This window comes from Oricola indica (genome assembly GCF_019966595.1).
Lineage (GTDB): Bacteria > Pseudomonadota > Alphaproteobacteria > Rhizobiales > Rhizobiaceae > Oricola > Oricola indica.
On record NZ_JAINFJ010000002.1, the window covers coordinates 314,365 to 328,429 of the forward strand.

The 14,065-nt window shown below is 63.8% G+C and carries 11 protein-coding genes; 3 read left to right on the plus strand and 8 right to left on the minus strand.

Translation table 11 applies throughout. The features are described 5' to 3' along the window. Positions 1-102: 102 nt before the first annotated feature. The 3 genes from LC343_RS07005 to LC343_RS07015 all read left to right on the plus strand — a co-directional run bounded on the left by LC343_RS07005 (position 103) and on the right by LC343_RS07015 (position 5,410). Positions 103-3,738 carry a CHAT domain-containing tetratricopeptide repeat protein gene (locus tag LC343_RS07005; RefSeq protein ID WP_223476394.1) on the plus strand — a complete coding sequence of 1,212 codons (3,636 nt, stop codon included), beginning with the start codon at positions 103-105 and terminating at the stop codon, positions 3,736-3,738. A gap of 401 nt (positions 3,739-4,139) precedes the next feature. Then, a complete protein-coding gene (locus LC343_RS07010; protein WP_223476395.1) occupies positions 4,140-4,883 on the plus strand; it encodes a helix-turn-helix transcriptional regulator in 744 nt (247 codons plus the stop codon). Positions 4,884-5,062: 179 nt separating this feature from the next. Next, positions 5,063-5,410 carry a hypothetical protein gene (locus tag LC343_RS07015; protein WP_223476396.1) on the plus strand — a complete coding sequence of 116 codons (348 nt, stop codon included), beginning with the start codon at positions 5,063-5,065 and terminating at the stop codon, positions 5,408-5,410. A gap of 137 nt (positions 5,411-5,547) precedes the next feature. Here the strand turns inward: LC343_RS07015 and LC343_RS07020 are convergent, their stop codons facing one another. Genes LC343_RS07020 through LC343_RS07055 form a run of 8 tightly spaced genes read right to left on the minus strand, consistent with a single transcriptional unit; the run spans position 5,548 to position 14,027 of the window. After that, positions 5,548-6,990, minus strand: a complete 1,443-nt coding sequence (locus LC343_RS07020) for an aldehyde dehydrogenase family protein (protein ID WP_223476397.1) — start codon at positions 6,988-6,990, stop codon at positions 5,548-5,550. Positions 6,991-7,027: 37 nt separating this feature from the next. Then, positions 7,028-8,146, minus strand: coding sequence for an acyl-CoA dehydrogenase family protein (locus LC343_RS07025; RefSeq protein ID WP_223476398.1), 1,119 nt, complete (start codon positions 8,144-8,146; stop codon positions 7,028-7,030). Beyond that, positions 8,143-9,336 carry an acyl-CoA dehydrogenase family protein gene (locus LC343_RS07030; RefSeq protein WP_338018572.1) on the minus strand — a complete coding sequence of 398 codons (1,194 nt, stop codon included), beginning with the start codon at positions 9,334-9,336 and terminating at the stop codon, positions 8,143-8,145. Before LC343_RS07030 ends, LC343_RS07025 begins: the two co-directional genes overlap by 4 nt. Positions 9,337-9,339: 3 nt before the next feature. Next, on the minus strand, positions 9,340-10,152 hold the full coding sequence (locus LC343_RS07035; protein ID WP_223476399.1) for an enoyl-CoA hydratase: 813 nt from the start codon (positions 10,150-10,152) through the stop codon (positions 9,340-9,342). Between the two features lie 3 nt (positions 10,153-10,155). After that, positions 10,156-10,686, minus strand: a complete 531-nt coding sequence (locus tag LC343_RS07040) for a nuclear transport factor 2 family protein (RefSeq protein WP_223476400.1) — start codon at positions 10,684-10,686, stop codon at positions 10,156-10,158. A gap of 4 nt (positions 10,687-10,690) precedes the next feature. Further along, positions 10,691-12,184: a class I adenylate-forming enzyme family protein gene (locus tag LC343_RS07045; RefSeq protein ID WP_223476401.1), complete on the minus strand. Its 1,494-nt coding sequence runs from the start codon at positions 12,182-12,184 to the stop codon at positions 10,691-10,693. Further along, positions 12,181-13,161 (minus strand): branched-chain amino acid ABC transporter permease, encoded by a 981-nt coding sequence (locus LC343_RS07050; RefSeq protein WP_223476402.1) that lies wholly within the window; start codon positions 13,159-13,161, stop codon positions 12,181-12,183. The genes LC343_RS07045 and LC343_RS07050 overlap by 4 nt, the downstream gene beginning before the upstream one ends. After that, positions 13,158-14,027, minus strand: coding sequence for a branched-chain amino acid ABC transporter permease (locus LC343_RS07055; protein ID WP_223476403.1), 870 nt, complete (start codon positions 14,025-14,027; stop codon positions 13,158-13,160). Before LC343_RS07055 ends, LC343_RS07050 begins: the two co-directional genes overlap by 4 nt. Positions 14,028-14,065 lie beyond the last annotated feature (38 nt).

Here is a 14,065-nt window from a genome sequence, read left to right on the forward strand (position 1 = left end):
CGGCGTGCCCAATCCCGGCCATTTTGATGGTCGAGAAAGGTGCAATCTCGACATGGCGACAGCGCCGTTGTCGCCGGGGCCCACAACAGACACACGTCGCGCATGATACAGTTTCGGATCCTCCTGCTTCTCGCGTCGATCGCGCTCGCCGTTCCGGCGACCGCCGACGATACGCCCCCCGTCGAGGGACCCGGACAGGAAGCACCGGAGCAAGGCCCCGACCTCCGCCAGCCGACCGCTGCCGAGAAGGCGCGGATGGACGCGCTCGACCGGTCGATGCGCGACGCCTTCAAGGCGGGCGACTTCGCTGCGGCCGGGACGGCTGCGCGCGACCTGCTGGCGCTCGAAGAGGCGACATGGGGCCCGCGCCATTCCTGGACAGCGGGCACGCATCTTTTTCTCGGGCAAGTGGCCGAGGAGACCGGCGATCTCGATGGCGCCGCCAGCGAATACCGGGCGGGTCTGCACATCGCACGGCAGCGCCTTGGCGCGGACGATCCGCTGACGCTGCGGTTCACCGAAGCGCTCGGCTATGTCGGGTTCTTCACCGGCGTCAATGCGCTTCAGCAGGGTGACCTGACGCTGGCGGAGCGCAGCCTTTCCGAAGCGCTGTCGTTCAACGAACGGGCGGCAGGCCGCGAAAGCGAAATCGCGCTCTACAATCTCGATGCGCTGTCGCTCGTGCTGGCCAACCAGGACAGGCCGGCGGAAGCGCTGCCGCTGCGCCAGCGCGCCTTCGATCTTCAATCGCGCATGGCCGGTCTCGACGACGCCACGACACTCAATTTCGGCGAACAGCTTGCCCTGCTCCTGAGAAAAAGCGGCCGGATCGATGACTCCATCGCGCTCTACCAGGATATCGCCAGGCGGCGCGAACAGGCCCTCGGGCGCGACGCTCCGGAGACGCTGATCACGCTGAACGATCTCGCCGTCGCGCTCAACACGGCGGGACGCTACGCGGACGCGCTCGCGCTCGACCGCGAGGTCGCCGAGACACGCGCCGAAGTCCTCGGGCCGGAGGACCCCGAAACGCTTCGCTCACGCGCCAACATGGCCTCGACACTGTCGAATCTCGGACGTTACGAGGAAGCCGCCGCGATCCATCGGGCGGTGCTGGACCGGCGGATCGACACGCTCGGCGCGGCGCTTGAGAGCTCGCTGCACAGCATGAGCCAACTCGGCCTTGCGCTTTCGGCTCTGGGCCGGCTGAGCGAGGCGGAGGCGCTGCAGCGCGACGCCCTGGCCGGGTACCGGGACGTTCGCGGCCCGCGCGCGCCGGAAACGCTGGACGCCCAGCACAACCTGGCGACGACGCTCGACGCCCAAGGACGTTATGACGAGGCCGAACCCCTGTTCCGTGCCACGCTGGATGCGCGGGAGGCCGTGCTCGGCAGCAGCGACAGGGAGACTTTGTCGACGGCGGGCAATCTCGCCCTCCTGCTGGCGCGAACCGGCCGCGTCGACGAGGCCATCCAGCATCAGAAATCGGTGCTGGCGCTCTCCACGAAATCGCTTGGAAAAGCGCATCCCGAGACACTGACAGCGGCGGGCAACCTGGCCGCGAGCTACCTGCGCGCGGACGATCCCGCTGCCGCCGAACCGCTCAACCGCGAGGTGCTGAGCCTGGCCGAGGCGACATTCGGGCCGGACAACACCTTCACCCTGACCGCGCGCAACAATCTCGCGGTGACGCTGTCCTATCTGGGCGATACCGCCGCCGCGGCCGCGCAATATGATGCAGTGCTCGAAACCCGACGCCGGCAGCTCCCTGCCGATCATCCGCATTTGCTGACCAGCCTCTTCAATGCGGGCGTCGGGCACTACAAGCAAGGCGAGACGAGCGTCGGCGCAACCCTGCTCGCACAGGCCGCGCGGGAACGCGAAGCGGTGCTGGGGCCGCTCAATCGCGAAACGCTGCTCAGCTACGCGACGCTTTCGGCCGCAAGGCTGGCGAATGGCGAACCGGGTCTGGCGCTTGCGGCAGCGCGCAAGGCGCTTGCCGGCGAACGGGACGTGCTGAGCGCGCGGGCGGGCGCGGCGGGAAGCGGCCGCGAGACGGCAGCCGAAAGCTCCGCCAAGGCGGGCGCGATGGTTGCCTTCGCGGCGCATGCGCTCGCACAGGACCGGGCGAATACCGAGAACGCGGAACAATTGCGCGCGGAAGCCTTCGCGGCCATCCAGTCGCGCAGCATGGACGGCGCGGCGGAAGCGATGGCGCGCGCGCAGGCCCGCATCGCTGCCGGGCGCGCGGGGCTCAAGGGCGAGGTGTCCGACTGGGACGCGGCGCGCGCCGAACGCGACCAGATCGACGTGCAACTCGCATCGGCGGGGATGCTCGGCGATGCCGCCCTGCGCCGGCAGTTGTTCAAGGCGCGCGACGCGGCCGACGACAGGGTGCAGGCAAGCGAAAGCCGCATCCGCAGCGACTTCCCCGATTTTTACGACCTCGTCGCCCCGCCGCCGCTCGTACTCTCCGAGGTCCAGGACCTTCTCGGACCGACCGAAGCGCTGGTGCTGCTGTTTCCCGGACAGGGCAACGAGACCGGGCTGGCATGGGCCGTCACGCGAGACGGCGCGGCGTGGGCATCGCTTCAACTGACCGCCGACGAGATCTCCCGGACGATCGCGACGCTGCACGCGCAACTGGATGGCGGTAGCGGTACGCGGGCCGCCGCATCGCGTCAGAAACGGCGGGTGCCCGGCTATGACCGGGCGATGGCCCACAGGCTCTACGAGGCGCTTTTCGGTGCGGAGGAAATTGCCGCGCTGATCGATGGCAAGGAAGACTGGATCGTCTCGCCGCAGGGTTCGCTTCTGAGCCTGCCGCTGAATGCACTGGTTACCGAACCGCCCAGCGGCGACGATACGGAACCGGAAGACCTCCGCCGGACATCATGGCTCGGTCTCGAACACTCGATTTCCATCCTGCCGACGCTTTCCATGCTGCGCAGCGAACGCGCCGACAAGGAAGACGCGCAGCCTTCGAGCGGCACGCTGTTCGCGCTTGGCGACCCGGAGTTCTCCGGTTCGGCGGACGCTTCGCTGCCGGACGCCCGCCTTACGCTGCGCTCCGCTCCCGACAGCCGGGCGGCGGGGGTGAACTCGCTGGCGCGCCTGCCCGGCACGCGCGCCGAGGTGGAGACACTCGCCGATCTCTACGGACCGGAGAAAAGCACGGTTCTGCTCGGAGGGGCCGCAAGCGAGGCGCGGCTGCGCGCGGAAGCGGAAAACGGCAGGCTGGAGCAGGCCGACACGATCCTGCTTGCGACCCACGGATTGATCGCCGGCACCTTCGGCACGCTGGCGGAACCCGCCCTCGCCCTGACACCGCCGGAAACGCCGGAAGGCCCGTTGAATGACGGATTGCTGACCGCATCGGAGGCGGCGCAGCTGAGGCTTTCGGCGGACTGGGTGATCCTGTCGGCCTGCGACACGGCGGCCGGCGGGACGCCCGACGCCGGCGGCCTGACCGGTTTGGCGCGCGGCTTCTTCTACGCCGGGGCGCAGAGCCTGCTGGTTTCCTACTGGAAGGTTCAGGACAATGCGACGGCCCGGCTGACGACCGGAACCCTGGCGGCGATGCGCGACGGACAGACACGCGCGCAGGCTTTCCGTTCGGCCATGAGGGACATCGTGGAGGACACCGGACAGGACGGCGGCCGCCTGTCATTCGCCCATCCCTCGGCCTGGGCGCCGTTTCAGATCATCGGGATAGACCGGGAGCCGTCCAAGGACTGAGGCGACACGGATGACGACCGTCTGCTGTCCGCCGTATTGCGCAGAACAAAAATGATCCGGCCAACCCCCTGAAACGGGGGGCGTCTCCGAAGCCGAAATAGCCGACGATCCACCCCGGTTTCGAGCTGATGCGAAGACGCGTGCGCAAGCATATGGGAAGTTCTTGGAGCGCGGTTCGAATAATGAAACCCGAGTAAGATCGCGCGATACAAAGTGTAACGCGCGAGATACGATATGCGCGCCTGCCCTATGCGCATTCACTCGAACTTATTGTAATTTCTAATCTATTTTCCGCTCAGCTACTCTGCGGCAACTTGCCGAGCACATCGATAGAAAACATACTGACGAATATTTTAAGTGATTCGCATCGTTGGATGCTTGGGGATGACGGGCCGAAAAGTATGACAATTCCAGCTGGATTGCCGCGCTGCAATTTCTTCGAAGAAAACTGCGTACGCATTCGGTCCGCGCAAACGGACTACGACCTGATCAAGGCCTTCAAGGACATCCTTCCCGGATACGGGCTCGAAACCTTTCTCTTCTCCAGCTTCGTATTCGGCGACGTGACAGGCGAAACCGTTCGCTTCGGAATCAACAACTGGGATGCCGAGCTCTTTTACCGATATTGCCGTAACGGAGCGATCCGGAGAAATTCGCTTCTGCAGCAATTGCGCATGGCAGTCGTCCCGCAGATGACAAGGCAGTTCATCATCGCCGAAGCGGAAGAGAACGAAGACTACAAAGAGGTTCACCTGTCGCTGGTCAGCGCGGGATATGACAGGATCGCATATTTCCCCGTGCGCAGCAGCGACGGTTCGGCCGGCGGCGTGCGGTTCAGCGGCGAGCGGGAGACGCTGGCCGATTGCGAGATGATGCAGCTCAGCTATCTCGCCCAGCAGGCCTTCGAGATCCATGCGAACGACGTCACCATCCACACCACGGACCGAAGCATCCTGACGGATCGCGAGAAACAGTGCCTGATTCTCATTTCGGCGGGTCTGTCAGCCAGCGAGATCGGCGAAGCGCTCGACATCTCGTCGCATACGGTCAACTACCACACGTCGAACATGTGCAAGAAGCTCGGCGCGCGGAACAAGACCCATGCCTTGGCCATCGCGATCAAGGCCGGCTACATCTCCATCTGACCCCGACCGCGCAGACAGCACAAAGGCGCTGATCTTCCTTTTGCGCGGAGAATGATCCGAATTTTCCCGCACATTCGTCGCGACCTAGCCGAAAGTGTAACGCTGCGGCAGGATTCGCGGTTGAATTCGTAGTCCGATTTGTCGCCTTGTGCGTAGTCTGACTCCTGGTGGAGAGACTCATGACGACGGATCTTGTGGAAGAGCTCGCACTTCACGCGGCTGAAATGAAGCCGCTTGGTTTGCCGATCGACGCCTATCTGGAACTGCCGGCGCGCGTGATCGAGGTAAACGCGTCCGATTTCGATCCGCATGTGCCTTACGACGATCACGTGGAAATCGTCACCCGATGCGAGGGTTGCGGACGGCCTGTCGCCCATGTGGGAAAAGTCGAGGACGGATGCATCATCGCCGAAGGCGAACTCGACCACGCGCCGCCGCTGGCAGAGACCTGCGGATCGCATCCAGCACGCGAGATGTCGGCGTTCCGGAAGCTCGTTTTCACCGTTGCAGACGCGGTCCGGCACTGACGGTCGGCCCTGCATATCTGCGCGTCCGAAGAGGCGACCTTGGTCGTTCCGATACCGGAAACTTGATCAAGGTCGCCTTCCAGGGATCGGCCCGCCAAGCACAGGCTGCGACGGCAACGAGCCTTCGATTGTGACGATCAGGCCGATGGCCACCCGCTGATCGCCTTGACCTCGAGATATTCCTCGAACCCCCAAGGCCCGCCTTCGCGGCCGTTGCCAGACTGTTTGTAGCCGCCGAAGGGGCTTCCAGAGGGGCGGTTGGCTCCATTGAGCTGAACCATGCCTGCGCGCAGTTTCCGGGCGATACGCACCGCGCGTTCCTCGTCAAGCGACTGAACGTAAGCCGCAAGGCCGTAGGGCGTGTCATTGGCGATCTTCACCGCGTCGTCCTCGCTGTCGAAGGGCATCATCACCAGCACCGGACCGAAAATTTCCTCACGCGCGATCGTCATGTCGTTGGTCACGTCGGCGAATACCGTCGGTCGCGCGAAGAAGCCACGATTGAACCCTTCCGGCCGTCCCGGGCCGCCGGCGACCAGCCGGGCGCCTTCCGTGATACCCGTGTCGATCAGGCTCTGGACCTTGTCGTACTGGGCCTTCGAGGCCAGCGGACCGATATGGCGTCCCTCTTCGGAGGGATTGCCGACGGTCGTCTTGGCGGCGATTTCGGCGGCAATCCCGACAGCTTTTTCATAGGCCGACCGCTCGACGAGCATGCGCGTGGGCGCATTGCAGGATTGACCGGTATTCAGGAAGCATTGGCGAACGCCGCGCTTGACCGCGTCGGCCAGCGCATCGTCGTCGAAGACGATGTTCGGCGATTTGCCGCCCAGTTCAAGCGACACGCGCTTGACCGTGTCAGCGGCCGCCTTCTGCACCGCAATTCCGGCGCGGGCCGATCCCGTAAACGACATCATGTCGATGTCCGGATGGCTCGACATCGCCGCGCCCACACCGGCGCCATCGCCATTGACGAGATTGAACACGCCCGCCGGGAAGCCGGCCTCGTCAATCATTTCGGCGAGAAGCATCGACGACAGGGGCGAGATTTCCGATGGCTTCAGCACGACGGTGCAGCCGGCCAGAAGCGCCGGAACGACCTTCAAGGCCACCTGGTTCATCGGCCAGTTCCACGGCGTGATCAGCCCGCACACGCCGACCGGCTCATGAACGATCCACTCCTGCGGATTGCGCTCGTCGAGCGCATGCTCGTAATCATAGCTGACGGCTGTTCGGGTAAACGCCTTGATGTGGCCGAGACCGGCCATGGCCTGGCCGTTGAGCGCCAGCGAGATCGGCGCTCCCATCTCTTTGGAGATCGCCTCTGCCATATCGTCGATCCGCGCCTCGTATACCGAACGCAGCTTTTTCATCAGGTCGATCCGTTCGGACAGCGGCGTCGTGCTCCAGCCTTCGAATGCACGACGCGCCGCCGCGACGGCACGATCGACATCCTCGGCGTCCCCAAGCGAAATGAGGGCGAAGGCCTGTTCATCGGCCGGATTGACCACTTCGAGCTGGCGCGCGTCGGCTGGTGCGCTCCACGCGCCATCAATGTAGAATTCGAGCTTCTCAAGCACTGTTGCGATCCTTTCGTGTGTGTGTCGGTACGGCCGGTCAGCGCGTCTGCGCCAGAAGGGCCTCGTCCTCGTCGCCAAACCACAGCGACAACGCCAAGAGACGTTTGAAGTAGGCGCCAAGCGGGGTTTCGCTCGCCATTCCGATTGCGCCATGCATCTGCATGGCTTCCTGCGACACCGCCCAGGCCGAGCGGATGACAATGTATCGGCATTTGTCGACGAGCGCCTCGTCGGCGCCCCCTGCCCCATTGTCCACGGCGGCCGAAGCAAGTGCCGCCATCGTCTCGGCCTTCGTCAAGACGATCTCCATGTCGATGAAGCGATGACGCAATGCCTGGAAATCGGACAGCACCTGGCCGAACTGGCGGCGCATACCGAGATAATCGCGTGTCGCGGTCACCATGGCGCGCATCGCGCCCACCGCCTCGGCGCAGAGTGCTGCGCACAGCATGTTGCGCATTTCGCGCAGGGCGGCATCGGCTTCCTTGCCGAAAAGCAGGATGTTCTCGTCGGAAAGCGCAAGCCCGGTAATATCGAGATCCGCCGCCGGCGTTCCGTCGATGAGGTCATAAGGGCGCAGCGCATCGGAGAAGGCGTCGCGGCCGAGCACCACGAGCGCGGCCGCCCCGGATTCCGTGGTTGCCGGCACGAACAACCAGTCGGCCTGTGCGGCAAATGGGATCATGCGTTTGCAAATGTCGATTTCCCAGCGCTCGCCAACGTGTCGGAGGCGCGTTTCGAAATCGCGCGAGGCCGGCAGGGCATCGGTTTCGTGCATGGCAAGAGTCGCCAGCGCCGACCCTTCGTTCAGCCCCGCGGCGATCTCGTCGAGACGCGGGCCGCTGCCCTCGATCGTGTTGAGGAAGCGCCCGATCGCGGCCCATGAGACCGTAAAAGGTGTCGCGAGCCCCGCTTCGCCGAGACGGTCGCAGACGAGGCTTGCCAACCGGGCACCGCCATAGCCGCCCCTGGAAGCGGGCAGCAATGCCTCGAACAGACCGAGCTCTTTCAACACCGCAGATATGGCGGACCAGTCCGCCTGCCCGAGATCGCCAAGCGCGCGCCCGACCATGTCCTTGAACATGTCAAGCGTATCGTCGGGTTCGAACAGGACAGGCAGGCCGTCGCCCGCGTCGATTTCGGCTGCGAGATTCATCCGAGGATTCCCTTGGCGGCAATGTTGCGCTGGATTTCGTTCGAGCCTGCATAGATCGTCGTCTTGCGCATGTTGCAGTAGTTCTCCGCCGCATAGTGATGCGGTGTGTTCGACGCGGTGCCCTGCGGATTGAACGCCAGCGCCCGCGAACCGAGCGCCCGCGTCTGCAGTTCCGAAATCGTCTGCTGGATCTCGGAGCTAATGATCTTGAGCACCGGCGCCTGCAGCGCGTTCTCGCGCCCGGCAGCTACCTCGCGCAGAAAACGCAGATTGGTCATGTCGACGGCCAGCAACTCGGCCTCGAGCGCCTCGAGCCGCAGCTTGAAGCCGGGATCGTCGAGAACCGGCCGGCCGCCGCGCATCGTTTCCGCGGCCATCGCCTTGAGCCGCGCCAGTTCGCGCTTGCAAAAGCCCATGCCGCCGAAATTCAGCCGCTCGTGCTCCAAGAGATACTTTGCATAGGTCCAGCCCTTGCCTTCCTCGCCGACCCGATTTTCGACCGGCACCTCGACGCCTTCGAACCAGACCTCGTTGATCTCGTGCTTGCCGTCGAGCGTGATGATCGGGCGTATCGTGATGCCCGGCGATTTCAGATCGATCAGCAGGAAGGTGATGCCGTTTTGCCGCTTGCCCTCTTTCGAGGTCCGCACCAGACAGAAGATCCAGTCCGCCTCATGCGCGGAGGTCGTCCAGACCTTCTGGCCATCGACAATGTATCGGTCGCCCTCAAGAACCGCCCGCGTCTTCAGCGAGGCAAGATCCGAGCCCGAGCCGGGCTCCGAATAGCCCTGGCACCAGAAATCATCGAGCCGGGCAATCCGCGGCAGGTAATGTGCCTTCTGCCGATCGTCGCCATATTTCATGATCACCGGGGCGACCATCTTCAGCCCGAAAGGCACGAGTTCCGGCGCGCCGGCGCGCGCGCATTCGTCCTCGAAAATATACCGTTCCACAGGGGAAAAGCCCGGACCTCCATACTCTTCCGGCCAGCTATAAGCCGCCCAGCCGCGCTCGTGCAGGATCCGGGTCCAGGTTTCGACATCAGCGCGGCCGGGATGCAGACCGCCCATGAGTTTCGAGGCGATCTCGGCCGGCAGATTGGCGGCCACAAAAGCCCGCACTTCCTGCCGGAACGACATCTCCTCGGCGGTGAAGAGCGCGCGCATGCCGTCGGACGCAAATTGCGGCATGGCTCAGCGTCCCGTGAAACGAGGCGCGCGCTTTTCGATGAAATGCGCGACACCTTCCTTGAAGTCCTCGCTCTGCACACTCAGCGCCATCTCGTGATTGGCGGTGATCGTTGCTTCGGCGAGGGTCTGGAACGGCACCTCGTATTGCTGACGCTTGATGACGCCCATGGCGCGCGGCGAAACCATGTCCACCAGATCGCGCAGATAGGCCATGGTCGCCTCTTCGAGTTCCTCGGGCGGGTAGATCCGGTTGACGAGACCCATGCGGTAGGCCTCCGGCGCATGGAATTTCCGCGCCGACAACAGGAGCTCCAGCGCATTGGCATGGCCGACGAGCAGCGGAAGCATCCAGCTCAACCCGTGTTCGGCGATCAGCCCCCGCCGGGCGAACGACGTCGAAAACGCGGCATTGTCGGCGGAAAAGCGGATATCGCAGTAGAGCGCGTGAACGAGACCAATCCCCGCCGCCGCACCGTTGAGCATGGCGACGATCGGCTTTTCGATTGCCGGATAGAAGGAATAGCGGGTCTGCCAGTCAGGGCGCCTGTTCATGTCGAACGGACGCATCCATTCTTCCGCGCGGATGTCATTGGGGTCGAGTTCCGCAAGCTCCTCCATGTCGGCCCCGGCGCAGAAGGCCCGTCCCTCGCCGGTCAGGAGGATGGCGCGAACATCGTCGTCGCCCGCCGCCGATTCCATCGCCAGGCGCACTTCGCGCTCCATTGTTGCCGTCCAGGCGTTCATCCGGTCCGGACGGTTCAGCGTGATCCGGGCGATCTTGTCCTCGACCGCGTATTTGATGTGCTCATAGGCCATGGGTTACCCTTTCACGATCGCCTGCAGGCGTTCTTTCGCGAACTCGCCGCGCGGACGGGCGAGATAGTCTTTCGTCTCCTCGCGTTCCTGCAACCAGCCGATCCACCGGTCGAAGACCTTGCCCATCCGGGCCGGTTCGACGCCGAGCTGTTTCATCGCGACGCCGCCATTGACCGATTCCCGATACTCCGCGATCAGCCCGTCGCGCATGACGAAGCGGGACATGCCGTCGATGACAACCTTGTTGCCCTTGAATTTCGGAATGTCCGACGAGAAGCTCGAAAGCGACCACGCATAGCCGACATCGCCGTCGATGACGCCGTCGAACATCTCCCAGCGATAGTCCTCGCCGGCATCGCGGTGGAACAGGTTCTGCATCATGTGGGCGATCTGGTCACGGCCCTGATGCACACCGTAGATGTAGTCGTAATACACGCCATCGGGCGTGAAGCATTCGGCAAAGCGCTGACCGTCACCGCTTTCGGCCGCCAAGGTGAACCTGGCGAGAAACCGGTTGAATTCGCTGCTGTCCATTGTCTTATCCATAATCCAGATTCATGTCGCGAAGGCGCATTCGATCGACCTTGCCGGTCGCATTCCGGGGCAAGGCGTCGAGCACACGTACGGCGCGTGGAACTTTGTAACGGGCGAGATTTGCGCCCCATTCGGCGATCATCGCCTCCGGGTCGACCCGCTTTCCGTTTTCGGGAACAACGTAAGCGATGATCCGTTCGCCGAGCCGCTCATCGGGTTCGCCGATCGCCGCCACTTCGAGCACGCCCTCCATGCGGTGGGCCATCTCCTCGATTTCGCGGGGGTAGACGTTGTATCCGCCCGAGATGATCATCTCTTTCTTGCGATCGACGACGTAGAGAAATCCATCCTCGTCGAGCAACCCGATATCACCGGTATGCAACCGACCATCGCGAAAGGCTTCCGCCGTCAAATCGGGACGACGGTAGTAGCCTTTCGCGAGGCCGGGAGATGTCACGGCGATCTCGCCCCGCTCGCCGACGGGCAGTTCATTTCCGGCTTCGTCCACGATATCGACGCGAACGCCCCAATAAGGCCGTCCCGACGATCCGGGCCGACGCTGCTCGTCGAAAATGCGAACCCCGCAAACGGAGGGCGAGGCCTCGGTCATGCCGTAGCCCTCGGAGATCGGCACGCCGAACCTCTCTTCGAAACGCACATGCACCTCTTCGGGCAGCGCCTGGCCGCCCGAGACGCAGGCCCGCCAGGACGACAGGTCGATGCCTTCCCGCAGCTCGGCCTTGCCGAGCGTCCAGTACATTGTCGGAACACCCATGAAGATGGTGATCCGGTGGCGCGACATCGCCTCGAATGTCTCGACCGGATCGAAACGCGGGCTCAGCACGATCGACGCGCCGGTCATCAGGAAAGTGGTGAAGAGGCAGGTGTGGCCAAACACGTGGCTCATGGGCAGGACGCCGTAGCCACGGTCTTCCGGCGTCAGCCGCAACAGGTCGAGCGCGAAGGCCTGCGTATTCCAGAACAGATTGTGGTGGCTCAGTTCGACGCCCTTCGGCCGCCCGGTCGAGCCGGACGAATACAGGATGACCGCTGTATCGGTCGGCGCGCAGGGCGCGCACTCGACCACAGGCCCGGTCGTCGAGACGATGCCGCCGTCATCCGCTTCGATATCGAAGACCGGGCAAGGCGGGGTCTGCCCGCCGAAATAGACATGCGCGCCCCGCGAGACGACCGCTGCGGGCTCGCAATCGGCGAGAATCGCGGTGATTTCCGCATCGGCGAGCAAGGGATTGAGCGGCACCGGAATCGCGCCGATCCGCATCGCCCCCTGATAGGCGACGACCCAGGCCACCGAGTTCGGCAGGATCACCGCCACCCGGTCTCCAGCCCGGACACCGCTGGCTGTCAGTTGGGCGGCACACCCCGAGACAAGCGCATCGAGTTCGCCATAGCTGATCTCCCGGTCTCCCTCGATCAGGGCCACAGCATCCGGACGGAGGCGAGCGTGATGGCGGATGGAATTGGCCATGCTGGTCATCGATGCGCCTCCGCACCGTTGCCGTCCTTGCGGCCGAAAAGGCCACGAGACAGGTCGGCCAACCAGGGATAGAGCCCACGCGGCAGGAAGATGACCACGATGACCAGTCCGACGCCGTAAATGATCAGCCGGTAGGTCTCCGCGACGCGAAGCACTTCCGGCAAGGCGACCGTGAGCGCAGCGCCAACCAGCGGACCGAACAGCGTGCCGCTGCCACCGAGAATGACGGCAAGGATCGCGTTCAGGGAATGGTCAACGGAGAATGGCGCCGGGCTGATAAAGGCCTGATAGTGGGCATAGAGCGCACCGGCAAAACCGGCCAGCGAAGCGCTGAACACGAAGGAGAACAACTTGTAGCGCCAGCATGCGACACCAGCGGCTTCGGCCAGGGTCTCGTTCTGGCGGATCGCCTGAAGGACGAGTCCAACCCGAGAGCGCACCACGGCCACCACCAGAAGCATCACCAGCGCGAGAGCTGCGAGGACCAGATAGTAGTAGGTGTTCCGTCGCAAGAAGTTCAGTTCGAAATCGCCGATGACGATCGGTTCCGGCGCGGGAATGCCGGGCAGGCCGGACTCGCCGCCGGTGACCGGGATCCAGTTCACCAGCACGATGAAGATCACCATGTTCATCGCCAGCGTGACGATGGCGAAATAGTGCCCTTTCACCCGCAGCGAAGGGTAGCCCGCGATCAGCGAGGCGACCGCTGTGAAAAACGGGCTGACGAGGATGGCGATCCAGACCGGGAAACCCGCCTCGATGCTCAACAACGCTGAGGAATAGGCGCCGATCCCCATGAAGCCTGCCTGGGCGATCGACACGTAGCCGGTATAGCCCTGGATGACGTTGGCGCCCTGCGCGACGATCATCCAGATCATGGCAAGGATCGCCAGGTGAATGAAGTAGTTCGAGGTCAGGAGATGCGGGAAGGCAATGGCGCCCGCGATGACCGCGAGAATCAGAACATAGCGGATCATCGGGTCGCGCTCCGTCGCATGAGGCCTTCAGGTTTGAACAGCAGCACGCCGATCATCAGCAGGAAGGCGATGACGTCCTTGTAGGCGGACGAAATGAATGCGGTGGCGAAAGTCTCGGACACACCGAGCAGCAAACCGCCGATGATGGCGCCGGGAATGGAGCCGAGACCGCCAAGAATGAGAACGGCAAAGCCCTTGACGACGAGGCCGCTGCTGACTCCGGGTGCCACGGCGAACAGCGCGCCGACAAGCACGCCGGCGGCGACGCCGAGCGCCGAGCTCAGCCCGAAGACGAACATCGATACGGCATCGACGTTGATGCCCATCAGGATGGCCGCCGGACGGTTCTGCGCCACCGCGCGGACCGCCATGCCCATCCAGGTCTTCTGGATCAGAATGGTAAGCGCGATCACCAGCACCGCTGCGATCACCAGGATGTAGACCCGCAATTCGGGGAAGGTGACGCCGCCGATTTCGAAGACGCGGTCGAAGCCGGTGGGAATAATGACCTGGTCGACACCGAAGAGGATGAGGTTCGATTTCTCGATGATGAGCGTCAGCCCAAGTGCGATGATGAAGGCGTTGATCGGCGGCGCATTGCGCACCGGGTGATAGGCCACGCGCTCAAGGATCACTCCGAGCAGCGCACCCGCGACCATCGCCAGCGCCATGGACGGAAAGAGTCCGATGCCGAGCGATTGTATGAAGAAGAAGGTCAGGTAGCCCCCGAACATCGCTACGCTGCCGTGAGCGAAATGCGCGATACCGAGGATGCCGAAGATGATCGTGAGCCCCAACGCGACCAGCGTGTAGATGCTGCCAATCACCAAACCGTTGAAGAGCTGTTGAATGAGGTCAACAAGCATGACGCGCTCCGGGATGGTGTGGCGCGACCCATGTCGCG